This window comes from Fictibacillus enclensis (assembly GCF_001457035.1).
GTDB classification, from domain to species: Bacteria; Bacillota; Bacilli; order Bacillales; family Fictibacillaceae; genus Fictibacillus_C; species Fictibacillus_C enclensis.
Map to the genome: position 1 here is coordinate 1,817,619 of NZ_KQ758617.1, position 25,524 is coordinate 1,843,142.

The 25,524-nt window shown below is 45.8% G+C and carries 22 protein-coding genes; 2 read left to right on the plus strand and 20 right to left on the minus strand.

The genetic code is table 11. The features are described 5' to 3' along the window. Positions 1 to 14: 14 nt before the first annotated feature. Positions 15 to 1,604, minus strand: a complete 1,590-nt coding sequence (locus AS030_RS09365; protein ID WP_420889648.1) for an acyl-CoA mutase large subunit family protein — start codon at positions 1,602 to 1,604, stop codon at positions 15 to 17. Positions 1,605 to 1,823: 219 nt separating this feature from the next. On the opposite strand from AS030_RS09365, the gene prli42 reads away from it, so the two are divergent. Next, the gene (gene prli42, locus AS030_RS23555) at positions 1,824 to 1,916 is read left to right on the plus strand and encodes a stressosome-associated protein Prli42 (protein WP_156412565.1); all 93 of its coding nucleotides are present in this window, start codon (positions 1,824 to 1,826) and stop codon (positions 1,914 to 1,916) included. A 45-nt stretch (positions 1,917 to 1,961) separates the two neighbouring features. Here the strand turns inward: prli42 and AS030_RS09370 are convergent, their stop codons facing one another. The 12 genes from AS030_RS09370 to AS030_RS09425 form a co-directional block, all read right to left on the minus strand. After that, positions 1,962 to 2,921 (minus strand): aromatic acid exporter family protein, encoded by a 960-nt coding sequence (locus AS030_RS09370; protein ID WP_061970893.1) that lies wholly within the window; start codon positions 2,919 to 2,921, stop codon positions 1,962 to 1,964. Between the two features lie 120 nt (positions 2,922 to 3,041). Continuing rightward, positions 3,042 to 3,764 carry an amino acid ABC transporter ATP-binding protein gene (locus AS030_RS09375; protein ID WP_061970895.1) on the minus strand — a complete coding sequence of 241 codons (723 nt, stop codon included), beginning with the start codon at positions 3,762 to 3,764 and terminating at the stop codon, positions 3,042 to 3,044. Then, positions 3,757 to 5,223: an ABC transporter substrate-binding protein/permease gene (locus AS030_RS24550; protein ID WP_061970898.1), complete on the minus strand. Its 1,467-nt coding sequence runs from the start codon at positions 5,221 to 5,223 to the stop codon at positions 3,757 to 3,759. Before AS030_RS24550 ends, AS030_RS09375 begins: the two co-directional genes overlap by 8 nt. 221 nt (positions 5,224 to 5,444) lie before the next feature. Beyond that, a complete protein-coding gene (locus tag AS030_RS09385) occupies positions 5,445 to 5,876 on the minus strand; it encodes a BrxA/BrxB family bacilliredoxin (RefSeq protein ID WP_061970900.1) in 432 nt (143 codons plus the stop codon). Positions 5,877 to 6,030: 154 nt separating this feature from the next. Next, positions 6,031 to 7,362 (minus strand): dihydrolipoamide acetyltransferase family protein, encoded by a 1,332-nt coding sequence (locus tag AS030_RS09390; protein ID WP_061970903.1) that lies wholly within the window; start codon positions 7,360 to 7,362, stop codon positions 6,031 to 6,033. Between the two features lie 26 nt (positions 7,363 to 7,388). After that, positions 7,389 to 8,372 (minus strand): alpha-ketoacid dehydrogenase subunit beta, encoded by a 984-nt coding sequence (locus AS030_RS09395; protein WP_061970906.1) that lies wholly within the window; start codon positions 8,370 to 8,372, stop codon positions 7,389 to 7,391. A 12-nt stretch (positions 8,373 to 8,384) separates the two neighbouring features. Continuing rightward, positions 8,385 to 9,377, minus strand: coding sequence for a thiamine pyrophosphate-dependent dehydrogenase E1 component subunit alpha (locus AS030_RS09400; RefSeq protein ID WP_061970908.1), 993 nt, complete (start codon positions 9,375 to 9,377; stop codon positions 8,385 to 8,387). A gap of 19 nt (positions 9,378 to 9,396) precedes the next feature. Continuing rightward, on the minus strand, positions 9,397 to 10,818 hold the full coding sequence (gene lpdA, locus AS030_RS09405) for a dihydrolipoyl dehydrogenase (protein WP_061970910.1): 1,422 nt from the start codon (positions 10,816 to 10,818) through the stop codon (positions 9,397 to 9,399). Between the two features lie 19 nt (positions 10,819 to 10,837). Further along, a complete protein-coding gene (gene buk, locus AS030_RS09410; protein WP_061970913.1) occupies positions 10,838 to 11,944 on the minus strand; it encodes a butyrate kinase in 1,107 nt (368 codons plus the stop codon). 25 nt (positions 11,945 to 11,969) lie between these two features. Beyond that, entirely contained in the window at positions 11,970 to 13,070 is a 1,101-nt protein-coding gene (gene bcd, locus AS030_RS09415; RefSeq protein WP_061970915.1) for a branched-chain amino acid dehydrogenase, read from the minus strand. An 11-nt stretch (positions 13,071 to 13,081) separates the two neighbouring features. Beyond that, positions 13,082 to 13,987, minus strand: coding sequence for a phosphate butyryltransferase (gene yqiS / locus AS030_RS09420; RefSeq protein WP_061970918.1), 906 nt, complete (start codon positions 13,985 to 13,987; stop codon positions 13,082 to 13,084). Positions 13,988 to 14,125: 138 nt separating this feature from the next. Continuing rightward, positions 14,126 to 16,180 carry a sigma-54 interaction domain-containing protein gene (locus AS030_RS09425; RefSeq protein WP_061970920.1) on the minus strand — a complete coding sequence of 685 codons (2,055 nt, stop codon included), beginning with the start codon at positions 16,178 to 16,180 and terminating at the stop codon, positions 14,126 to 14,128. A 136-nt stretch (positions 16,181 to 16,316) separates the two neighbouring features. On the opposite strand from AS030_RS09425, the gene AS030_RS09430 reads away from it, so the two are divergent. Then, positions 16,317 to 16,553 (plus strand): DUF2627 domain-containing protein, encoded by a 237-nt coding sequence (locus AS030_RS09430; RefSeq protein WP_061970922.1) that lies wholly within the window; start codon positions 16,317 to 16,319, stop codon positions 16,551 to 16,553. A gap of 98 nt (positions 16,554 to 16,651) precedes the next feature. Here the strand turns inward: AS030_RS09430 and spo0A are convergent, their stop codons facing one another. The 7 genes from spo0A to AS030_RS09465 form a co-directional block, all read right to left on the minus strand. After that, positions 16,652 to 17,458 carry a sporulation transcription factor Spo0A gene (spo0A, locus tag AS030_RS09435; RefSeq protein WP_061970925.1) on the minus strand — a complete coding sequence of 269 codons (807 nt, stop codon included), beginning with the start codon at positions 17,456 to 17,458 and terminating at the stop codon, positions 16,652 to 16,654. A gap of 259 nt (positions 17,459 to 17,717) precedes the next feature. Further along, positions 17,718 to 19,019, minus strand: a complete 1,302-nt coding sequence (gene spoIVB / locus AS030_RS09440) for a SpoIVB peptidase (RefSeq protein ID WP_061970927.1) — start codon at positions 19,017 to 19,019, stop codon at positions 17,718 to 17,720. A gap of 141 nt (positions 19,020 to 19,160) precedes the next feature. After that, positions 19,161 to 20,870: a DNA repair protein RecN gene (gene recN, locus AS030_RS09445; RefSeq protein WP_061970930.1), complete on the minus strand. Its 1,710-nt coding sequence runs from the start codon at positions 20,868 to 20,870 to the stop codon at positions 19,161 to 19,163. Positions 20,871 to 20,921: 51 nt separating this feature from the next. After that, a complete protein-coding gene (gene ahrC, locus AS030_RS09450; RefSeq protein ID WP_061970932.1) occupies positions 20,922 to 21,371 on the minus strand; it encodes a transcriptional regulator AhrC/ArgR in 450 nt (149 codons plus the stop codon). 163 nt (positions 21,372 to 21,534) lie between these two features. Further along, positions 21,535 to 22,362: a TlyA family RNA methyltransferase gene (locus AS030_RS09455; RefSeq protein ID WP_061970934.1), complete on the minus strand. Its 828-nt coding sequence runs from the start codon at positions 22,360 to 22,362 to the stop codon at positions 21,535 to 21,537. Next, positions 22,359 to 24,260, minus strand: a complete 1,902-nt coding sequence (dxs, locus tag AS030_RS09460) for a 1-deoxy-D-xylulose-5-phosphate synthase (RefSeq protein ID WP_061970936.1) — start codon at positions 24,258 to 24,260, stop codon at positions 22,359 to 22,361. Before dxs ends, AS030_RS09455 begins: the two co-directional genes overlap by 4 nt. A 21-nt stretch (positions 24,261 to 24,281) precedes the next feature. Then, positions 24,282 to 24,881 carry a hypothetical protein gene (locus AS030_RS09465; RefSeq protein WP_061970938.1) on the minus strand — a complete coding sequence of 200 codons (600 nt, stop codon included), beginning with the start codon at positions 24,879 to 24,881 and terminating at the stop codon, positions 24,282 to 24,284. Between the last annotated feature and the right edge of the window lie 643 nt (positions 24,882 to 25,524).

The following is a 25,524-nucleotide window of genomic DNA, read 5'->3' on the forward strand; positions in this document are numbered from 1 at the left end:
CCACTCCTGTCTGTCTATACTCCCGTATACTCTCCAAACTCTTCCCGAAGAATGCCGCAGATTTCTCCAATTGTGCAATAATCACGAACACAGTCCACAATAAGCGGCATCAGGTTTTCTGTCCCCTTTGCTCCTAGACGCAACGCTTCCAACCGAGCGCTCGCTCGGTCTTGGTCCCTTGAGTTCCGCAATCGCGTCAGTTTTTCCTTCTGCTTTTCACCGAGGGTCGGGTCTACACGTAAGAGTTCCGGCCTCACTTCATTCTCAAGGGTGTACGAGTTCATCCCGACAATGATTTCTTCACCTTTTTCGATCGCCTTTTGAGTTTCATAGGCTGTATGATGAATCTCCCGCTGCATGTATCCTTGCTCGACCGCGGCCACTGCTCCGCCAAGGGATTCAATTTTCTCGAGATATTTTCCAACCTCTTCTTCCATGACATCGGTCAAGTGTTCCACAAAGTACGAGCCGGCAAGTGGGTCCACCGTGTCTGCCACGCCACTTTCATGAGCGATGATCTGCTGCGTCCTGAGCGCAATTCTCGCAGAATCTTCGGTAGGAAGGGCGAGTGCCTCATCCCTGGAATTGGTATGCAAACTTTGTGTTCCTCCCATAACCGCAGCCAGCGCCTGCAGGGTAACCCGAACAATATTATTGTCAGGCTGCTGTGCAGTCAAGGTGGATCCCCCCGTCTGGGTATGAAAGCGAAGCTGCCAGCTTTTCGGATTTCGGGCGCCATATGTATCCTTCATCAATTTTGCCCAGATTCTCCTGGCAGCACGGAATTTGGCAACCTCTTCAAAAAACTGGTTATGAGCGTTAAAGAAAAAGGCCAGTCTCGGCGCAAAATCATCAATGTTCAAACCGGCTTCAATCGCGGCATCCACATAGGCTTTGCCATTGGCAATGGTAAAGGCAAGCTCCTGAACTGCATTAGCTCCTGCTTCCCGAATATGGTAGCCTGATATGCTGATCGTATTCCATTTCGGCACCTGTTCTTTACAATATGCAAAAATATCGGTAATCAGCCTCATGGAAGGCTTTGGCGGAAAAATATACGTTCCTCTTGCAATATATTCTTTTAAAATATCATTTTGAATAGTACCAGATATCGTTTCCGGCGAAATTCCCTGCTTTTCAGCCACCACGATATACATGGCAAGGAGCACGGATGCCGGAGCATTGATCGTCATCGACGTGCTCACCTGGTCAAGGGGGATCTCCCGTAAAAGCGCTTCCATATCTTCGAGCGAATCAATGGCAACTCCTACTTTCCCCACTTCTCCCTTGGACATGGAGTGGTCGGAATCGTAGCCAATCTGTGTTGGCAAATCAAAAGCCACGGAAAGACCGGTTTGCCCTTGCTGCAAAAGGTAACGAAACCGCTTGTTCGTCTCTTCGGCTGATCCGAACCCGGCATACTGCCTCATGGTCCAGTAGCGAGCCCGGTACATGGTCGGCTGTATTCCCCGCGTATATGGATATTCGCCAGGAAGTCCGAGTTTTTCTATATCATAGTTTTCCTGTTCTGCACCGTAAAGTCGGCTGATTTCAAATTTGGAACTGGTCTCGAATCGTTCCTTTCTCTCTGGAAACCGCTGCATGCTTTTCTCTGTGGCCAGCTTCCACTTTTTCACTCGCTCCTGATGTTTTATCATATGGTTGCCTCCTGTCACCTATCATTCGACATTATCTTCCCTATGATTACTTTCTTTTTGAAAACGCTTTTTCCTTCTTTTTCTCTCAAAATAATGAGAAAACGCAGGAATCCTTGTAACATGGTTCAAATCTTTGTACAATAACAGTGGATAAGGAGGGTTGGTATGTCCCAAAAAGTAATCAAGACCGTCGTTTTTATCATGCTGGCATCCTTGCTGCTGACAACCTTGATGGCCGGAATCAGCGCTTTCTTTTAATAGTAGAGATAAAAAAAAAATAAGCCTTGTCGGCTTATTTTTTTATTATATGTCGCTTTTCTTGAAAGCTTTTTTGATCAGAAGGTAGCGTTCGATTTCGTTCAGGAGATGATGAAGCTTGGAGCGGGTTTCAAATTCCGCCCGGTCTTTTGGCAGATCCATCTCACGGAATTTATCTCTCATCTTTTCAATGCTGTCCAGGTAAATGACCGCCGTATTTCCGGGATGAACCGCTTCGCTCAGTTCACCAAAGAAGTCTCCGAGAATATAGCCCTGTATATACCGCTCATCAATGGATGACAAAATGGGGATCATCCGTTCAATCAGCTCCAGTTGTTTTTCCCTCATTTTGAAATAATGATAATACTCATTTTCATAACGAACTGTATGATTCTCCACGTCACGGAACGCAAGGTCTTTCCCTTCATCAATCAGCTGTGCCGATCTCGTGATCTCTTTTCCGTCCCACAAATGCTCATGATCATACAAATAGGCACGAAATTCAAGAAAGATGGCTTTAAACTGATCCTCAAGGTCCCCTTGAATCTTTTTGAGTGTAAGCTCCATGCTTGGCATATAGAGGTTAACCAGCAGTGCCATACCGATTCCGATGGTGATCAGCGCCACTTCATTTCCGGCCGCCTTCCAGCTGATATATTCAAGGGTATACAAATGAAGGATGATAACCGAGCTTGTAATGATCCCCTCTTTTAAATTCAACCAGACAAGCACGGGAAAAAACAGCAGGATCAAAAGTCCAATGCTCCAGGGATGGTAACCAAGTACGGTGAAAAAAATGGCCGCGAACACAATGCCGATGAGACAGGCGGCAAAACGCTCCCAGGAGGTGATCAGCGATCTCTTCTGGGTAACTTTAACGCATAGAATCGTCAGAATTCCTGCCGAGCTGTAAAACTCAAGACCGAGCCATTGAGCGATTCCGATCGCCAGTGCCGTTCCAATTGCTGTTTTTATTGTTCTGTAGCCGACTTTAATGGCTGGCATAGCTGTCTTCCTTTCTTACATTCTCCGTTACACAATACTTATTATCTTGCAGGACAAACATAAAAAGCGCAAGTTTCTTTGAGGCCTAAACATAAAAAAGAAGAGACCCTTTAAGGTCTCTTACAGTACTTTTTCAAGAAAAGCTTGTGCTCTTTCGCTTTTGGGCTTAGCGAAAAATTCTGCCGGTACGGCATCTTCCACGAGGATACCGCCATCAAGAAACAATACCCGGTCTGCCACTTCCTTCGCAAATCCCATTTCATGGGTCACGATAGCCATGGTCATTCCGCTTTGGGCGAGTGATTTCATGACATCGAGCACCTCTTTTACCATTTCGGGATCTAGTGCAGAAGTAGGTTCATCAAACAGCATCACTTCAGGGTTCATGGCCAGCGCCCGGGCGATGGCCACACGCTGTTTTTGTCCTCCGGAAAGGCGGCCAGGATATTCTCCTTCTTTGTCCGCCAGTCCCACTCTTTTCAGCAATTCGCGGGCCGCAGCTTCCGCTTCTCGCTTTGCCGTTTTGTTCACAGTAACCGGCGCATATGTCAGATTATCCAGAACGGTCATGTGCGGAAACAGATGAAAATGCTGAAAGACCATACCAATCTTCTTGCGCACCTGCTGGATTTTGGATGCCTGGGTTGTAACCTCTTGGTCTTTGAACAGAATCGTTCCTTCTGTTGGTTCCTCCAGCATATTAATGCAGCGGAGAAAAGTAGATTTACCGGATCCCGATGGCCCGATCACAGCCACGACTTCTCCCTGTCCGATTTCAGTCGAAATGCCTTTAAGGACTTCGTTTTTTCCAAATGTTTTATGAAGGTTTTCTATTTTAATCACCGCGGCTCATTCTCCTTTCAAGCATGCGTCCAAGAACCGTTAAGGCCATCACCATTAAATAGTAAATGATCCCCGCCGTAATCAGCGGCTCAAAGTAACGATAGGTGTCTGCACCTACGATTTGCGCACGTCTCATAATATCCGTCGTACCAATTACGGCAATAATGGCCGATTCTTTGGTCAGCGTAATAAACTCATTCATCAGCGCCGGCAGTATATTTTTTAATGCCTGCGGTAAAATGATCTGGCGCATCATGGAGCCGTATGAAACACCGAGCGCCATGGAAGCCTCGCGCTGTCCTTTATCCACCCCGTTGATTCCTGCACGGATAATCTCTGAAACATAAGCTGCAGAATTCAGTCCGAACGTCAGCACACCGGCCAGGAATGGCTCGATTTTATAGCCGGTCAGCTGAGGAGTGGCATTGTAAATAATCAAAAGCTGAAGAATGAGCGGTGTTCCCCGGAAAATCGAAGTATAAGCATCGGCTCCCCAGCGGAGAACATTCACTTTGCTGATTTTAAACAGCGCAAGGATTGTTCCGAGTACAAACCCCAATAGAATGGACACGACCACAAATTTAAGTGTGGTCAGAATTCCTTTTAAGATGTAGGGAATAGAAGGCATGATGGTTGAAAAATCGACGATTGATTTCTTTTCTGCCTTTTTCTCTGTTTTAGGTTCAAACCATTTCTTCGCGTATTGATCGAGCTCCCCGTTCTTCTTCATGGCTGCAATTTCTTTGTTGAACTTCTCCGTCAGGCCGCTGCCTTTTTGGAGGGCTACCGCCGAACCCGCAGAAGCAGATCCGGGGATGACAAACGAACTGAGATCGGGGTTTTTGTTCAAATATTCAATGGCGACTCCGTCTTCGATGACAGCGGCATTAAATCGTTTAGACATAATTTCCTGTACTAGATCTGGAACTTTATTTCTTTTTTCAATGGATACATTGTCCACTTTGTCCGCGATTTTCTTTGCTTCTTTTTCCTGTATGGAACCGAGCTGCACACCAATCGCTTTTCCTTTGAGGTCCTCAATCTTCTTGATTTTCGGATCGTTGGTAACGATTAGTTGTTTCGCTTTATAATAGGTATCGGAAAAATCCACTTTCTGCTTACGTTCGGCATTGGGCGTCATTCCCGCCATGACGAAATCAACCCGCTTTGCATCTAAAGCAGGCACCAGACCGTTAAAATCCATATCTTTAATCACGAGATTATAGCCGAGCTTGTCCGCAATATGTCTGGCCACATCGACGTCAAAACCAATAATTTTGTTGCCTTTCACCGTATCGATATACTCATATGGCGCGTAATCAGCAGATGTTCCCATGACCAGCGTTTTATTGTGTTTCTCCTTAGCTGCCGCCTGATGCTGTCCTGGCAGTACGTTCCCAGCCAGACTGAAAATGAGCAGCAACGCCAGCGTCAGCAGCACGTGCGTTTTTTTTAACATTCGTTATCCCCCTACTCTCTGATTGATCTCTATTTGAAATTTATACATTCATATTTATTCAATATAATGCATTTTAACACAAAAAGTGAGGAAAGTAAGTTTTTTGATAATTCCGAATGTATTTCTATACATTGCTATGTATAATTTTTGCATAAAAACGCCCCCGTGGTTTTTCCAAAAAAACCCCTGTCCCGGAAGTTCGGGACAGAGGTTTTTTTATCTTATTTACAGTAGGTGTTAAATGCATCAATCAGCTTGTTGACGACTTCCATTGGTTCATGGCCTTCAATCTCGTGGCGCTGCACCATCATTTGAATCTCTCCGTCTTTCATAAGTGCGAACGAAGGAGAGGAAGGAGGGTAACCTGTAAAATAAGATCTTGCATGCTCTGTTGCTTCTTTATCCTGTCCGGCGAATACGGTAACCAGCTGATCCGGACGTGCACCTTGCTTTACGGAATAGGAAGCAGCAGGACGCGCAATACCGCCGGCGCAGCCGCATACTGAGTTGATCATCACAAGAGTAGTTCCTGATGTGGCAAACGCCTTATCAACATCGTCAGGTGTCGTTAACTGGATATATCCAGCTTCCACGATTTCCTGGCGGGCAGCTTCCACAGCATCATTCATGAAAAAGTTAAAGTTTAAGTTCATTGAAGACTCCCCTTTCTGTTTTTATTTTACCCGTTTTCTTCCGGAATACAAAGAAAAGACGCTTATCCGAAGCGTCTTTTCTTTAGGGGGTTATGGGGTATGGAGGTGTTGATAGTTATTACATACCCTTTTACCCTTTCCATAAACCCCTATTTTAATAAATCGATGTATTGTCCGGTGTAATGCTCTCCAGCCGTTTCTTGAGGGAGGCGAGGAATCTGCCGCACACTAAACCGTCAAGTACACGGTGATCGAGAGACAGGCAAAGATTAACCATGTCCCGTACCGCGATCATTCCGTTGTTCATGACAACAGGGCGCTTGACAATCGATTCTACTGAAAGGATGGCAGCCTGAGGATAATTTATGATTGGTGTAGACATGACAGAACCAAAGGAACCTGTGTTATTCACCGTAAAGGTTCCGCCTTTCATATCGTCAGCACCCAACCGGTTGCTGCGGACCTTATCCGCCATTTCTTTCACTTCCCGGGCAACGCCTTTAATGCTTTTTTCATCCGCATTCTTAATAACCGGAACGTAAAGAGCTGTTTCGGTTGCTACAGCAATGGAAATGTTGATGTCTTTCTTCTGGATGATTTTATCCCCTGCCCACATGGAATTCAGCTGAGGGTATTCTTTGAGGGATTCTACCACAGCTTTGATAAAGAAAGGAAGAAAGGTCAGATTGTATCCTTCTTTCGATTTAAACTCGTTCTTAACACTATTGCGGTATTCAACCAGATTTGTGACATCCACTTCAACCATCGTCCAGGCATGCGGTGCTTCATGCTTGCTTCTCACCATATTGGCCGCGATCGCTTTTCTGACGCCTGTGACCGGAATTTCTATATCACCAGGCAAACTTTCAATAGATGGTGCAGATTTAGGAGCCTGCTGTTGAGGAGCAGGTGTTTGTGCTTCAGGGGCCTTGACATTTGCCGCTTCCTGAATTGGTGCTTCAGCTGCCGGAGCCGACCCAGGTACTGGAATCGATCCTGATTCAATCAGTTTTAACAGATCTTTGCGGGTAATGCGTCCGCCCATTCCTGTCCCTTCCACCTGGTTCAGGTCAATGTTATGTTCGTCTGCGAGTCGGAGCACGGCAGGAGAAAAACGGCTTCCTGATTTTTCGCGTTTCGGACGGCTTTTTTCCTCAGCGTCCGCACCCTTTTCAGGGTGGGTAACCTCTTGTTGAACAGGTGCAGCTGCTGTTTCCTCTTTCGGTTCAGCCTGGGCATTTCCGCCTTCTGTATCGATATAACAGATCAGCTCACCTACTGCCAGAGTTTCCCCTTCCTGCGCAACCAATTCTTTTATGGTTCCGGTAAAGGAAGAAGGTACTTCGGCATTCACTTTATCTGTCATCACTTCAGCCAGCGGGTCATACTTTTTCACCTGATCGCCTGGCTGAACAAGCCATTTGCTGATGGTGCCTTCTGTTACGCTCTCCCCGAGCTGGGGCATTACAATTTTTTCAGTAGCCATGTGTTCACCCTCCTTGGCGCTGCTGTTTAAAATTCAGCAAGTTCCCTCATTGCTTTTTCTACCTTTTCAGGATTCATCATGAAGTATTTTTCCATAGTTGGCGCATAAGGCATCGCTGGCACATCCGGCCCCGCAAGCCGTTTGATTGGCGCATCAAGCTCAAACAAACAGTGCTCTCCAATAATGGCTGCTACTTCACTCATAATGCTTCCTTCTTTATTGTCTTCGGTAACGAGCAATACTTTCCCTGTTTTGGAAGCTGCTTCAATGATCGCTTCCTTATCCAGCGGGTATACAGTACGCAAATCAAGAACATGCGCTGAAATACCGTCTTTTTCCAGTTTTTCGGCAGCTTGCAATGCAAAATGTACACATAATCCATATGTAATAACGGTGATATCATCACCTTCACGCTTTACATCCGCTTTTCCGATTGGCAGTGTATATTCTTCCTCTGGCACTTCTCCTTTAATCAGCCGGTACGCTCTTTTATGTTCAAAGAAAAGAACCGGATCCTCATCGCGGATAGCAGATTTAAGGAGACCCTTTACATCATATGGCGTAGAAGGCATTACAATTTTCAGGCCAGGAACATTGGCAAATAAGGCTTCTACGGATTGAGAATGATAAAGTGCTCCATGCACGCCGCCGCCATAAGGAGCACGAATGGTAATGGGGCACGTCCAGTCATTGTTGGACCGGTATCTGATTTTTGCCGCTTCCGAAACGATCTGGTTCACGGCAGGCATGATAAAGTCAGCAAACTGCATTTCTGCAATCGGCCGCATTCCGTACATGGCAGCTCCTATTCCTACTCCTGCAATTGCGGATTCAGCAAGCGGCGCATCAATCACGCGGTCCTCGCCAAATTCTTCAATAAGCCCGGCGGTAGCACGGAATACGCCTCCGCGCACACCAACGTCTTCTCCAACAACAAATACTTTATTATCACGCTGCATCTCTTCGCGGATGGCCTGTGTTACGGCATCGATATAAGAAATAATCGGCATAACTTCTCCCCCCTACTCTGCAAAAACATGGCGCATGGCAGATTCAGGATCTGCATAAGGCGCTGCTTCTGCATAGTCAGTTGCTTCATCAATAATGGCTGCAATTTCCTCATGACACAGTTTTTCATATTCATCGGAAAGAATGCCAGCTTCTTTTAAATATTTAGCGAAAGTAAAGATTGAATCCTTTGCCTTTGCTTCTTCCACTTCTTCTCTTTTGCGGTAAGCCCGGTCATCGTCATCACTGGAGTGAGGAGTCAGCCGGTAAGATACAGCCTCGATCAACGTAGGTCCTTCCCCACGGCGGCCCCGGTCTGCAGCAGCCTTCACTGCTTCGTATACGGCAAGGGGATCGTTTCCATCCACGGTTACACCAGGAATTCCGTAACCGACGGCCCGGTCGGACACATTTTCGCAAGCGAGCTGTTTTTGAATCGGGATAGAAATCGCATACTTGTTGTTTTCGCACATAAAGATGACCGGAAGCTTATGTACACTCGCAAAGTTAATACCCTCGTGAAAGTCTCCCTGATTGGATGATCCTTCTCCAAAGGTTGTAAAAGTGACAAGGTCTTTTCCTTCCAGTTTACCGCCAAGCGCCATTCCGACCGCATGAGGAACCTGAGTCGTTACCGGGGACGATCCTGTAACGATGCGGTACTTCTTGCCGCCAAAATGCCCCGGCATCTGCCGGCCGCCGCTGCTCGGATCTTCGGCTTTGGCAAAACCGGAAAGCATGAGGTCTCTGGCCGTCATGCCAAACCAAAGAACGACTCCCATGTCACGGTAATAAGGAAGGACATAGTCTTTTTCACGGTCAAGCGCCATTGCTGCTCCCACTTGGGCAGCTTCCTGACCCTGGCAGGAAATGACGAACGGAATCTTGCCCGCTCGGTTGAGCAGCCACATGCGTTCGTCAATCTTCCTTGCCAAGAGCATTGTTTTATACATTTCGAGGACATTTTCGTCCGTTAATCCTAATCTTTCATGTCGGTTTTCACCCATGATAGCTTCCCTCCTGTTTTTAGAAATGAATCGCCTTTCCATCCACAGCCAATGCCGCCTCTCCAAATACTTCGGACAGCGTTGGGTGAGGATGAACCGTTTGGGCAACCTCCCAAGGTGTAGCGTCAAGCACCCTTGCAAGCCCCGCTTCTGAGATCATATCAGTGACATGAGGGCCTATCATGTGGACGCCGAGCAGATCATCAGTTTTTTCATCCACAACCAGCTTGACAAACCCATCCGACTCACCGTAGACAAGTGCCTTCCCGATGGCTTTGAACGGAAACTTTCCAACCTTGACGCTATATCCTTTTTCTTTGGCTTCTTTCTCAGTATATCCAACACTGGCCATTTCAGGATTAGAGTAGATGCATTTTGAAACCATGGAATAATCCAGCTTGTGAGGCTTCTCGTTGGAGAGATGCTCAACAGCAATCATTCCTTCGTGCGAAGCCACATGAGCCAACTGGAGGCCACCGATTACATCACCAATCGCATAAATATGGCTTTCTGCGGTTTGAAAATATTCATTCGTTTCGATGAAGCCTTTTTCCAACTTTATACTGGTGTTCTCAAGGCCGATGCCTTCCACGTTGGCCTGTCTTCCGACAGAAACAAGTATTTTATCCGCACTGAAGGTTTTCTGACCGTTTTTATGTTCGGCCTCAATTTGCAGGCCGCCTTCTTTTTTCAGTGTTTCAGGCAGAACTTTGGCACCCGTAACCAGTTCAATTCCTTTTTTCTTCAAAATGCGCGCAGCTTCTTTGGAAATTTCCTCGTCTTCAGTAGGCAGAATGCGGTCCGCGTATTCCACCACCGTAACCTCGACGCCAAAATCATTCAGCATTGAAGCCCATTCAATTCCAATGACGCCTCCCCCAATAATGAGGATGCTGGCTGGGAGCTCTTCCATTTTGAGTGCATCATCGGAGGACATGACATGTGTTCCGTCAAGGACCAGACCCGGAAGGTTGCGCGGCCTTGAGCCGGTCGCAATGATAACATTTTGCGGAATAAGCATCTCGTTTTCATCACCGTTGTTTAATTCCACCGAAACGGTTCCCGGCATCGGAGAAAAAATGGAAGGACCCAAAATACGTCCAATGCCTTCATACACCTCAATTTTCCCTTTTTTCATCAGATGTTTGACACCGTTATGAAGCTGGTCCACGATTTTTTGTTTACGCTCCTGGACTTTCATAAAATCAAGCGTAACACCCTCAATGGATACACCGTATTCTGCTGCTTTCTTTGAAGTAGAATACACTTCGGCACTTCTCAGCAGGGCTTTGCTTGGAATGCATCCTTTATGAAGGCAGGTACCGCCAAGCAGCCCTTTTTCAACCACTGCTACTTTTTTCCCAAGCTGAGCGGCGCGAATGGCGGCCACATATCCGCCTGTTCCGCCTCCAAGGATGACTAGATCAAAATCAGTTGCCATACAGTTCTCCTTTGTATCGTTAGTTTGGACTTAATACACCTGTTGCGCCGTATTCTTTGGCTTGTTCCTCGCCTCTCAGGACACGGAGTCCTCCTTCAGCGAGCGCCTGAAGTTCGTTTTCTCCTGGCTGTACAATGACATCCGCTATCCATTCTACACGTTCCATAATTTTTTTCACAAATTCTTTGCCATAAGCAAGTCCCCCAGTGATAATGATGGCGTCCACTTTACCGCCAAGAACTGTGCTTTGAGCTCCTATTTCTTTCGCTACCTGGTAAGCCATTGCGTCATAGATCAATTTGGCCTGTTCATTTCCGCCAGCAATCATTTCTTCTACTTTTACCGCATCATTGGTACCCAGATAGCCGACCAGTCCGCCTTGTCCCACAAGTTTTTTCAGCAGTTCTTCTGCATAGTATTCCCCGGAGAAGCACAGCTCTACCAATTCACCGATCGGCACCGTTCCTGCGCGTTCCGGTGAAAAAGGGCCTTCGCCGTGAAGGCCGTTATTTACATCGATGACTTTGCCCAGCTCATGGGCGCCAACAGTAATGCCACCACCCATATGCGTAACAATTAAATTCAGATCATGGTAGGAACGTCCAAGCTGTGCAGCCACTCTTCTGGCCACGGCTTTTTGGTTTAAAGCATGGAAAATACTTTTACGCTCAATATCCGGGATTCCGGAAATCCTTGCGACTGGCTGGAGCTCATCGACAACAACAGGGTCAACGATCAAGGCAGGAATGTTTAGTCCTGAAGCGATCTCAAAGGCAAGAATGCCGCCCAGATTGGATGCATGCTCGCCTGCGTATCCCTCCCTCAGATCAGCAAGCATAGTCTCATTCACATGATAGGTACCGCCTTCAATCGGCCGAAGCAGCCCGCCGCGGCCAACCACGGCATTCAGCCTGGAAATATTGATCCCTTCATGATCAAGAGTTTCCAGTATCGTTTGTTTGCGAAAAGTATACTGGTCAATAATTTGTTCAAATAAAGCAAGACAATCGCTGTCATGGCGAATTGTTTTTTCAAATACGGCACGTTCATTGTCGAAAATCCCGATTTTGGTAGAGGTTGATCCCGGATTAATGACAAGCAGACGATGTTCTTTCAAAGGCACCATATAAACCTCCAATTCACTAACGCGATTAACGAGTTCTGCTGGACAAAATATGACGTTCATTGAGAAGGAACTGGCTTCTTGAATTGCGCATTCTCTCAATGCGTTCCTCGGCCAGACGGTCTGCCGCCAGATAAGTCGGAATGTGATCGCGCTTTGAGATTTCGATAACTTTGGCAATGTTGTCATAAATGGTTTCTACTTTTTTCATTGCACGGTCCCGGTTGTATCCGTTCAGTTCATCTGCTACGTTAATTACTCCTCCCGCATTGATCACGTAATCGGGTGCATAGACGATTCCCATTTCATGTATGGCATCCCCGTGGCGTGTTTCACGCAGCTGGTTGTTTGCCGCACCTGCGATCACCTTTGCTTTAATTTGACCGATGGTTTGATCATTGATGATGGCTCCAAGTGCACAAGGTGCAAAAATGTCACATTCCACTCCGTAAATCTCATCAGGATCAACGGCTGTTGCGCCAAACTCTCCCACAACACGGTCAACAGCTTCTTTATTAATATCCGTTACAATCAGCTTTGCACCTTCTTCATGCAGGTGGCGGCAAAGATTATAAGCAACGTGTCCCACACCCTGAACAGCAATAATTTTGCCTTCCAAAGAATCTGTTCCAAATGCTTCGTTCGCTGCAGCCTTCATTCCGCGGTAGACGCCATAAGCGGTAACAGGTGAAGGGTTTCCAGAAGAGCCAAACGCCGGAGAAACGCCTGTTACAAAAGGTGTTTCCTGATAAATGATATCCATGTCCTCAACAGTTGTACCAACGTCTTCTGCAGTAATATAACGGCCATTCAACCCTTGGATATAGCGGCCAAAGGCGCGGAACATTTCTTCGTTTTTATCTTTTTTCGGATCTCCGATGATAACCGTTTTTCCGCCACCCAAATTCAGGCCGGCTGCGGCATTCTTATAAGTCATTCCTCTTGCAAGACGAAGTGCATCTTCCAGTGCGTCTTCCTCGGATTTGTACGTCCACATTCTTGTGCCGCCAAGGGCCGGTCCAAGCGTTGTATCGTGAATCACGATAATCGCTTTTAATCCTGATTGTTTATCCTGACAAATCACCATTTGCTCATAATCGTACGTTTCCATGTATTTAAAAATTTCCATTATAATTCCTCCTAGATGTTTTTATATTGTAATGTCTTCACCGCAAGCGCGATGGAGAATAATTTACTTTCTGCACTGTCGGCTCTTGAAGTTAGCACGATGGGTGCACGGGCGCCTGCAATGACTGCACCGACTTTTGCTCCGGAAAAATAAATGAGAGACTTGTACAGGGCGTTGCCCGTTTCAATGGCCGGGACAAGCAGGATGTCCGCCTTGCCCGCCACTTCACCTGTAATACCCTTATGTTCTGCCGCTTCAGGTGATATGGCATTATCCAAGGCGAACGGTCCTTCAACGACACAGTAAGAAATTTGGCCCCGCTTGTTCATTACAGTCAATGCGCTTGCATCAAGCGTTGCCTGCATGGAAGGATTTATCGTTTCAACCGCTGCGAGAACAGCTACTTTCGGCATCTCCACTCCAATTCCTTTGGCAATCAGGGCTGCATTTTCAATGATTTGTGCTTTTTGCTGCAAATCAGGATTAATATTCATGCCTGAATCGGTCACAAAAATCAGACGGTCATAGCCAGGAACCTCAAACGCAGCCACATGGGATAATATTTTACCCGTGCGAAGACCAGCTTCTTTATGAAGAACGGCTTTCAGCAAATCCGAAGTGGGAATCATCCCTTTCATCAGAATGTCTGCTTGTCCGCTGCTTACTCGTCTGACCGCTTCCAATGCTGCCTGATCAGGACCTGCTTCAATAACCTGCAGGTCCGATGCCTCCCCGAAGCTATGCTGTTCCAGCAAAAATTTTATTTTTTCAGCATTCCCGACAAGGATAAAGGATGCGATACCCCGTTCGTAGGCCTGTTTGACAGATGCAATAACTTCTTCATCTTCTGCAGCAGCAACTGCAACTGCTTTCTTATTTTCTGCAGTTATGGAGTTCAGCAGATGTTCTAGTTCCAATGTTCAGCCTCCTTTATGCCGCCCTGCTTATATATTGCAAGAACCGTGCCAAGAAATAAATGTTAATGTATATGGTTTAAATTTCATTTACCCATGAATAGTATTGCACACTATGAAATTTTTTGCATGCAACACACTTCAGTCTTCTGTTTGAATTCCATATTTCTCAAGTTTGTAATACAGATTTCGAAGCGATATACCAAGAGCTTTTGCACACTTTGTTTTATTTCCATCAACCTCCGCAAGCGAGTCAGATAGTATTCTTTTCTCCACTTTGTCCATTTGTACAGATAGCGATTCTATGTCTTTTGGCGAAATCAATCTTTTGTGCGAATCTTCTTGTTTGATTTGTGACGGCAAATCAATATGAACGCCGTTGATTTTTTGTTCATGCGGTTCCATATGAATCATGGCTCTTCCTAAAACGTTCTCCAGTTCCCTTACGTTGCCGGGCCACTCATACTGTTTTAGTATTTCTTCCGCCTGCTCTGTTATTTCTTCAATATTTTTTCCATAATCCTGATTGAGCTTTTTGATCAGATGCTCAGCCAGCATCCGGATGTCCTGTTTACGTGCTCTAAGTGGCGGAATATAAATTGGCATGCGATTCAACCGGTAGTACAAATCCTCGCGAAAAGCACCATCAGCTATCTTTCTTTCAAGGTTAATGTTTGTCGCTGCAATTACCCTTACATTAATGGAAATGGACTTGGTGCCCCCTACTCTCCGAATTTCTTTTTCCTGAAGCACACGAAGCAGTTTTGCCTGCATCGCCGGTGCCAGCTCCCCGATTTCGTCAAGAAAGATACTTCCTCCATTCGCCTCTTCAAACAAGCCTCGTTTTCCACCGCGGAGCGCTCCGGAAAACGCGCCTTCCTCATATCCAAACAGCTCGCTTTCAAGCAGCGATTCAGAGATGGCCGCACAATTGACTCTTATAAATTTGTTGTATTTTCTGCTGCTTCCGTTATGGATGGCATGAGCGAAAAGCTCTTTTCCCGTACCGGATTCCCCCCTGAGCAGGACAGTGGCAGGTGTGGAAGCAGCAAGTCTTGCCTGTTCCACCGCAAATGTCATTTCCTCGGATTCGCCTTTTATGTCTTCAAAAGTATATTTCGCTTCCAAAGTCCGGATAATCTGGCGGGCACGGCTCAATTCTTCTGTCAAAGATTTAATCTCCGAAACGTCGTGAATGACACCCACACTGCCTTTTAGCACCCCGTCAACGATAATGGGAGCCACATTCACTACAACGTCCCTTTTTTGCGGTCCAACCTTCAAACGGGCTCCCCTCACAGGTTTTCGGGTTTTCAGCACCTGCATATGTATACTTTCTCCTTCTGAAATATCAATGGTTGCAGGTTTTCCAATCACCTGATCGGATTTCAGGCCTGTGAGCTTTGTATACGCAGGGTTTATCATGATTCCCTTGCCTTCTTCATCCACGACAGAAATGGCTTCTTCTGATGATTGAATAATCGCATGAAGCATGGACTGAATGCTTTTTAAATTGGTAACCTCCTCAGCCATGTTGATCATTTCCGTGATATCCTTAAACACGGCAAAAGCACCCATTTTATTTCCATATTCATCGATGATCGGAATGCGGGTGGTAATGATTTTGGTACCGTTATCCAATATTTGTTCCTGATTGATTTCTTCTTTCCCCTCGATCATGACACGCGGCAGCTGGCTGGAAGGAATGACATCCTGTACCGGTTTGCCCAACACTCGTTCTTGATCCTGCCCCGTCATTTTCGCGGCACTTTTATTAAAAAGCGTGACGTTAAACTTATCATTTATTGCAATCATTCCATCATGCGTCGAATCCAGAATGGTGTTGATTTTATGAAGCTTATTACGGTAAGAAGGAATGGACCCTTCGCCGCCTGACAAGGAGTGAAAGAATTGCCAGGCGGTGGAAGATGTTACAATGCTAACATTGTTTTTAAAAATATTTATTGTATCATGATGATCCAGCCGGCCGGAAAAATCGATCACCAGTTCAACATCCGAAGCTGCTGCTTCGGAAAGCGTCTCCCTGATCGGAATATCATACTGGTCTGCCAGGCTGCTCAATTCTTTTGTAGATTTTGCAACAATCGAACAAAGTTGCAGCACATGGGAAGATGCGAGTAACTGCACCAAGGATTCAAAATGCTCTCCTGTCCCATAAATGACAGCTTTTTGCATAGGCAACTCCTTCTCTTTGCAATTATTTTCATACTTTTATCATACTGGTTTATGAAAAGGTTTGCAATATCAGTCTTTCCATGTGTACAACCCTTCCAATCTAAAGTACAATGAGGATGGAAAAGGAGAGGACGTTATGCAGCGTTATATCGCCCTGATGATTATGGTCATTCCAGTTGTTGCCGGAGTGATTGGTGTAAAACTGATGAGAGATGTCCTGTTTGGCATTTTGCATCATGGGTTTTTCGCCCTCTGGTTTCAGTTTCTGGCCGGATTGGTTCTTTTTGCAGCTGGTCTTTCGTTTGTCGGAGGCTTCATTTTTTATCGGGACCGGAAGCGAAACAAGGTTCAAAACCGTTTTCAACGCAAATAGTCCACTGAAGATCATTCTTCAGCGGACTATTTATTATGGTCTGTTTGATTATATAAGATAGGGAAGGAATACTGGATTAGGATAACTAACCTTTGGGATTATACGGTCATCCCTGATTTATGCTCAATTCTTAGCTTATCAGCAACCATCGCAATAAATTCGGAATTGGTAGGTTTGGCTTTGGACATGGAAACGGTATACCCAAACAGCGATGAAATGCTGTCAATGTTGCCCCGGCTCCAGGCGACTTCAATCGCATGCCGTATGGCCCGTTCCACCCGGCTGCTGGTGGTGTTAAACTTTTTGGCAATGTCCGGATAAAGAACTTTTGTAATGGATCCAAGAAGCTCTATGTCGTTGTAAACCATGGAAATCGCCTCGCGCAGATACATATATCCTTTAATATGCGCAGGAACGCCAATTTCGTGAATGATACTTGTAATGCTCGCGTCCAGATTACGTGGCGGCTTGGAGGAATTCACCGATGCTGACGATCGTGCTGACGCCGGACGCTGGACAAACGAGTGGTCCGTTCCACAAATTTGGCGGATCTGGCTTGAAAGATTATCCATATCAAACGGTTTCAGGATGAAGTAAGATGCTCCCAGATCCACTGCCTTTTTAGTCACATCTTCCTGACCAAAAGCCGTCAGCATGATAACATTGGGTTGTGGAAGATGTTCACTTGAACGGATCCTCTCAAGAACGGCGAGACCATCAAGATGGGGCATGATGATATCCAAAACGAGTACATCAGGCTGTTTATCTTCAAGGACATTCAGGCATTCCTGGCCATTATAGGCCACACCAATCACTTCCATATCATCCTGGTTTGCCAAATACTCTTTCAGCAAACTGATTAATTCGCGGTTATCATCAGCCAAACAAACTTTTATTTTTTGCACGAATATTCCTCCCTATCCAACATTTTCTCTTTTACACTTTAAGATTTCCACAAAAAACCTGTTTTCCCTTTATTTTTTCTCAAATTATTAATTTTGGTTACTATAGCACATTTTCTCTTCAATTATCTTCGGTTTTCGACATCCTTTTAATTTTTTAACCACGCTTGTCGAATTTTCTTTATACTCACTATTGTACAAAAAATTCATAAAAAAGTCTATGTGCCTTCCGATGAAACGAACAGAAAAAAGCAGAGGCGGATTAGCTCGCCTTCTGCTTTTGCTTTCCATATATATCAATCCCGGCTTCATCAAGCATCCATTCAATGTGAACACCATATCCTGATGTGGGATCATTGACAAATACATGAGTAACGGCTCCAATTAGTTTGCCGTTTTGAATGATCGGACTTCCGCTCATCCCCTGTACGATTCCGCCGGTTGCTTTAAGCAGCCTTGGATCGGTAATTTTAATGACCATTCCTTTTGTAGCTGGAAATTTCTGAGGAATAGAACTGACCACATCTACTTGAAAGGCTTGAACTTTGGTGCCGTTCACGACCGTAAGAATCTTAGCTGGCCCTTCCTTTACCTCATCCGAAAGTGCGACAGGTAATGGTTTGTTCCAATTTCCATTGGATAACCCTTCACTAAGCTTTCCGAAAATCCCAAAGGGACTGTTTCGGGAGATGCTTCCAATGCTTTCGTTTTCATCAGTGAACCGTGCGAGCTTTTCGCCCGGATGTCCGTTGCTTCCCTTTTCAATGCTTGTTACTGTTGACCGGAGTATTTCTCCTTTATTGACGACAATCGGCTGCTTCGTATCCATATCTGAGATCACATGACCGAGAGCTCCGTATTTTTGTGTATCCGGATGATAAAATGTCAGTGTGCCCACACCTGCTGCAGAATCCCTGATATACAAGCCGATGCGATAGGATAAATCATGCTTATCCTGAAGAGGCTGAAGCTGTCTATGATACGTTTTTTTGTTGCGGATCAGTGTTACATCCAGCTTGCTCCCTGTTTTCCCCGCTTGTCTTACGAAAGGAGCGACATCACCCATCCTGGCAATACTTTCTCCGTTAATTTTGGTGATAATATCACCAATTTCAATATTTGCGATTTCACCTGGTGACTTTTGTCCTTTTTTCGTGTCCACTAGATGATGGCCTACGACCAATACACCCAGCGTGTTTAATTTAACCCCGATGGATTGCCCCCCGGGCACAACCCGCAGCTCCGGCAATGCGTTTACCCCAATTTTCTTTAACGGAAAGCCCCCTGCTTCAACTGTGACCACAGAATCACCATCCTCTACTGCATGAACAGAAAATGAGTGCTGGCCTTTTGATTTACCGACCGAGAAAATCGCTTCGTTCTTATCGGATGATACAACATCAGTCCCAGCAGGGAGGTGAGGAACCGCACGTTCCTGCCCATTGAATACCTTTATGGCTGAAGGAAGACCAACATAGTCCTGAACCGGCTTCAAAAAACCGATTCCCACCAGGCATCCAAGGAGAATCACACCAAAAATCCGCCTTATTTTATCTTTAACCATCTTTCACTCTCCTCGCTCCTTACCCACACCTCCAACATGGCTGTACTACTAATTTTGCCTTAGAACTGTAAGATTATAACCGCATAAAAAGAAAAAGCTATCCTGAAATGGATAGCTTTACATACGTATAACAAGAAAGAGCTATGAGGTTTTTTTTATTTCATCCGCCAGATCAAGAAGCTCCCTTGCATGCTGTTTCGTCAATTCGGTAATTTCCACACCTGAAATCATCCGGCCAATTTCGTTGACCTTTTGACTGGTTTCCAGTGATACAACATGAGTGGTGGTGCGCTTGTTGGTGGTTTCTTTTGAAATATGCAAATGGGTATCCGCCATGGCAGCCACCTGCGGCAAATGCGTAATACACAGAACCTGAGAGCCTTCGGACACCCTGAAGATTTTTTCAGCAATCGCCTGTGCGACTCTTCCGCTGACACCGGTATCCACTTCGTCAAAAATGATGGCTGTGATGCCCTGATGCTCTGAAAAAATGGACTTTAATGCAAGAATAACCCGGGAAAGCTCCCCGCCCGATGCCACTTTGGCAAGGGGCTTTAATGGTTCACCGGGATTCGTTGAAATGAAAAACTCTGCATGGTCGCTTCCATACTTTCCAAAATCCTGCTCACGCACTGCACCTTCCTCCCCTAAAGAGGAAATCCTTATGTCAAACACCGTTTTTTCCATATAGAGTGATTTAAGCTCCTGATGAATATCTGCGATCAGGCTTTCTGCAAGTTTTTTTCGTTTTTTACTTAACTTCATGGCGTTTTTATGCAGCTGCTTTTCTTTTTTCTGCAGCTCCTTACGAAGGCTTTCAATATTACCGTCCTTGTTCTGGAGCATGTCGAGTTCTTTTTCAATTTTAGCGGCATAGTCCAGGATCTCATTTACACTGTTGCCGTATTTTCTTTTCAGCTTGCTGATCTCATTTAGCCTTGTTTCAATAAAATCCAGCCTTGCCGGATCAAACTCCATCGTTTCAAAGTAATTGCGAATGGTAAACGCCGCTTCTTCAAGCGCATAAAAGTGATTGGCGACATTTTCCTGCAGCTTATTCAGTTCGTCATCCAGATCGGCCACATTCTGCAAATGGCTTAATGCGACAGATACATTCTCAATCCCTTTGTTTTCTCCGTACAGAGATTCATACGAATCCTGAAGGCTGTTGAACAGCTTTTCGTAATTACCGAGCTTCAGCTTCTCTTCCTGCAGCTCATCATCTTCATTCGCAAGAAGTTCCGCACTGTTGATCTCCTCCAGCTGGTATTGGATTAAATCCAGCCGCTGATTCATCTGCTGTTCATTTTCAGTCAAGTTCCTCAACTGCTTATGAAGATCCTTATAGTTTGCATAAACCGACTGATATTGGGCGATCAATTGCTCCATTTCTTCGCCGCCAAAGCTGTCCAAAAGCGACAAATGCATCTCCGGCTGCATAAGGTATTGGGTTTCATGCTGTCCATGGATATCCACCAGCGATTGCCCAATATCTTTCAGCAGCGTAAGCGTCACAAGCTTGCCATTGATCCGGCATACACTTTTTCCTGATTCCATAATGTCTCTTTTTAAAACCACCATGCCGTCGGGAATATCAATTCCCAACTCTTCCGCCTTCGCATAAACAGGATGCGGAGCATCCACCAAAAACAGGCCTTCGATCTCCGCTTTGGCCGTTCCATAACGCACGAATTCAGAAGATCCTCTTCCTCCTATAAGCAAACCAATAGCGTCAATAATAATGGATTTACCTGCACCTGTTTCACCCGTTAAAACCGTTAATCCTTTATTAAATGAAATGGTTAATGCCTCTATAATCGCAAAATTGCGGATGCTTAATTCTGCCAGCAATACTATCACACCTTACCTTCTATGCTTTTTGCGCCAAATGGCGCCGGGTCGCTACAGCATGTCCAAAAACCGTTGCGAAACATCCGGAGAAACATCCTTTGAACGGCAAATCACGAGGATCGTGTCATCTCCGCAAATCGTTCCCATAATGTCCTCCCAGTCCAATTTGTCAATGAGCGCACCGATGGCATTTGCATTCCCCGGAAGCGTCTTCATAACAATCAGATGGTCAGCCTGATCAATGCTCACAAAGCTGTCAATTAATGTTCTTCTCAGCTTTTGAAGCGGATTGAACCTTTGGTCAGCGGGGAGACTGTATTTATACCTTCCATCCGACATGGGTACCTTTACGAGATGCAGTTCTTTAATATCACGGGAGACCGTTGCCTGCGTCACATTAAAATGAGCATTGCGAAGCTCCTCGACCAGGTCATCTTGTGTTTCAATTTCTTTATGTGTAATGATTTCCCTTATTTTAATATGACGTTGGCCTTTATTCACATCTTTCACCTCATTTACGAACAAATCTGCTCATATTCTTAAGTATCTGCTCTTATCTTATAATATTGTCACTAACTTGTACATTCTTTACAGCTATCCTTACCTTAACCGGTATTTTAGAAAAAAAACCCGTATCACATGTTTGTAATACGGATTTTGTGCATTATTCGCCGTCGTCTGCTTTTTTGAACTGTTGATGAGCTTCTTCCACGACGCGTGAAATCTCTTTCGTTGAAAATAGTTCACCGTCCACTTCTTTTGCTTTAAGATGTACCAGAAATTCGATGTTTCCTTCGCCGCCGGTGATGGGAGAGTGGGAAAGACCGCTGACGCTGTACCCTTCATTTTGCGAAAACTGAATAATCTCCTCGATAACCCTCCGGTGAATAGCAGGATCCCGTACAATGCCTTTTTTCCCAACGTCCTCTCTGCCCGCTTCGAACTGCGGTTTGATCAGCGCCATGACGCTTCCACCAGGCTTGATGATGTTTTTCAGGACAGGAAGAATCAACCGTAACGAAATGAAAGAAACATCAATGGATGCAAAATCTGGAAGCCCCTTATCCAGATTCTCCGGCTTTACATATCTAAAGTTCGTTCGTTCCATAACAGCAACCCGGTCATCCTGGCGAATCTTCCAGGCGAGCTGGTTATAGCCTACATCCAGGGCATACACAAATTCAGCGCCGTTTTGCAGGGCACAATCTGTAAATCCGCCGGTTGAGGCTCCTATATCGAGCACCGTAAGACCCTTCAAATCAAGATCAAAAACTTTAATGGCCTTCTCAAGCTTCAGCCCACCCCTGCTGACATAGGGAATAACATTTCCCTTTACCGACAGAGGGGCTTCCACATCAATCTTTACACCAGGTTTGTCTAAACGTTCACTGCCGGAATAAACCAGTCCCGCCATGATGGAACGTTTTGCTTTTTCTCTTGTTTCGCTTAATCCACGCTCTACGAGCAAAACGTCGATTCGTTCCTTCTTCATGTATACAAACCCTTTTTCTTTTTATCGGAAACCAATTTTTTTGTCCGCTCAACAACAACCTCGGTCGTCATTCCAATTTCTTCGAGAAGCTTTGTCACGCTCCCGTGTTCAATAAAGCAATCCGGAATTCCCATTCTGTCCACAATGGTGGAATGGAATTGATGATCATTGGCATACTCCAGAACGGCGCTTCCAAAGCCGCCCTGCAGCACCGCTTCCTCAATCGTCAAGATGGGAAGGTCCTCCTGCAGGATTCCCATCATCATCTTATGATCAAACGGCTTGATGAACCTTGCATTGACGACTCTCACTGAAATCCCTTGTTTTGCAAGAATCTCCCATGCTTCAAGTGCCATCGGAATGGTCGTTCCAAAGGTTAGAATGACAGCATCACTGCCTTCTTTTAACACTTCCCAGCTGCCAATTGGAATTTCTTCCAAATCAGGATCCATTTCAATGCCTATGCCGTTTCCGCGCGGGTAACGAATTGCAATTGGGCCGTCATCGTATTTTACAGCAGTATTGACGAGATGCTGAAGTTCATTCTCGTCTTTCCCCATCGCAATGACCATATTCGGCACATGGCGCATAAAGGCAATATCAAAGACACCCTGATGAGTTTCTCCATCGGCACCCACAAGTCCGGCGCGGTCGATCGTGAGAATAACGTTCAAATTTTGTCTGGCTACGTCATGCACAAGCTGATCATAAGCCCGCTGAAGGAACGTGGAATAAATCGAAAGCACAGGCTTCATGTGTTGCGTGGCCATCCCGGCTGCCATGGTCATGGCATGTTGTTCCGCAATTCCGACATCAAAAAGCCGGTCTGGGAATTTTTCTGCATATCCCTGCAACTGTGACCCCAAAATCATGGCTGGAGTAATAACGACAATCCGTTCATCGGTCTCAGAGAGCGTGCAAAGCGTATCGCTTACGAGCCTGCTGTAAGAAGGCGCTGCCTGTTTTGCCTTGATTTTCTCACCGGATTCAATCTTGTAGGGCCCTACACCGTGCCAGTGATCAATGATATCCTGTTCCGCGGGTTTGTACCCTTTGCCCTTTTTGGTTAGTACATGAACGATTACGGGACCTTCTGTCTTTTTGGCATAGCGGAGGTTCTCCTCCAGATCTTCCAGATCATGCCCGTCCACTGGTCCAAGATAGGTGTAGCCAAGTTCCTCAAAGAACATGCCAGAAACGAGCATATATTTCAGGCTGTCCTTCACACGTTCGGCCGTGGCTGCCAGCTTCCCGCCAAAGGCAGGAATCTTGCGGATCAGTGATTCGAGTTCATCCTTGGCCTTATTGTACTTCTTGGCGGTTCTCATACGTCCGAGCACACTGTGAAGCGCACCGACATTTGGCGCGATGGACATTTCATTGTCATTTAAGACCACAATCAGGTCTTTCTTTTCATGACCGATATGATTTAAAGCTTCAAGGGCCATGCCTCCTGTTAACGCACCGTCCCCGATGATCGCAACTACCTTTTCATCGGTTCCTTTCAAGTCACGCGCAACCGCCATGCCCATCGCAGCAGAAAGCGATGTGGAGCTATGACCGGTTTCCCAGACATCATGCTCGCTTTCAATGCGTTTCGGAAAACCGCAAAGGCCTTTATACTGGCGTAGTGTATCAAACTGGCCGGTTCTTCCGGTCAGAATTTTGTGGATATACGCTTGATGGCCAACGTCCCAGATCAACTTGTCCTTTGGGCTGTCAAAAATTTTATGAAGAGCAAGAGTCAGCTCAACGACCCCTAGATTTGCCCCAAGATGCCCGCCGGTTACGGATAATTTGCTGATTAAAAACTGCCGAATCTCAAGCGCAAGTTTTTTAAGCTGTTCTTGATCATAATTCTTTAAGAACTGAGGGTTTTGAATCTCTTCCAGTTTCATGGAAAATCCTCACTTTCCAATTTAGTTCCTTCTCTTTCCTCTCTTAGAAGAAGTACCAAATAATCTAATCTTTAATTTTTCCTCAAAAAAATATAATAAACGGCCCACTTGAAAAATAATGGCTGTCGCATGATGGATGGCATAGGACTTGCCGAACGCCTTGCCTCCAACAGTTATGGCCGCAATGATTCCTGTAAATAAAATGGATATGGTATGTTCAAACAACGTTCCCTCTCCATGCCCGAGCGTCATCGTTAATTCAATGATAACCGCTGCGGAGGCCGTACCACTGATAATTCCCGAAATATCGCCGATGACATCATTGCAAAAGTTGGAAACCCTGTCCGCATTCCGGGTGATCTGGATCGCGTGCCGGGAGCCTGGAACTTTTTCTGAAGCCATGGCATGAAAAGGCACTTCGTTGGCTGCTGTGGACGCTACTCCAATAATATCAAAAAACACACCTATAAGAACAATAATTAACACAATCACCATACCCATGCCCCATGATACACCACTTAGCATCAAGGTGGAAGCCACTGAAAAAATTGCCGCTAACACTAGGGTGATAACGGCAATGCCTGTACTCCATTTTATCGATTTATGAAATGAATGCTTCATAAAAAACTCCCGGATAAAATGAATGCCTTACGCTTAACCAGGCGTAAGGCCTCATTTGAATTATGTATGAGGAGTGGTCATTCAAAAAGTAAACGCTGCGGCTTAGGTCCAGTAGGTTTTCCCAAGAGGAAACGAATTTGTCGCCAAATTCGCGGTTTCCCTTTACTTCCTCCTTAACGCAGTCGCCTGGCGTTAGACTGGATTGCCACTTAGTCCGCACTATAATCCTTTTTGAATGTCGGTGGGAACAGTCTAGGAGTTTTCCTCAACAGCCCTTCCCCATTTCCCTAGCCTCTTTTGCAGAGCTGATTTCATATGGCATAAACAAAGATCCAGCGGCCAACCGTCACCCGTTTCCATGTCCATAATCCCCTCAAACTCCACTCAAGGCAGGCTACGCTGCTTGTTTCCGCTCAAGGATTGAGCAGAACAAAAACAGGTTCAAACCCCATTTCACAGCAAGGTATTAGAACACAAGCCGCAAAGATGGGGGCCTCCGCGGAAGCAGGGTCATCGCCCACATGCCATTGTGGATCGCCCTGCGACCTTAACTCCCAGCGTCAACCCAAGGCTGGGCGCCTCAAGCCGGCACCAGGAACTTCATCGATGTGCCCTTTGGCGGATTTTTAGGCCCGCCTTCAGG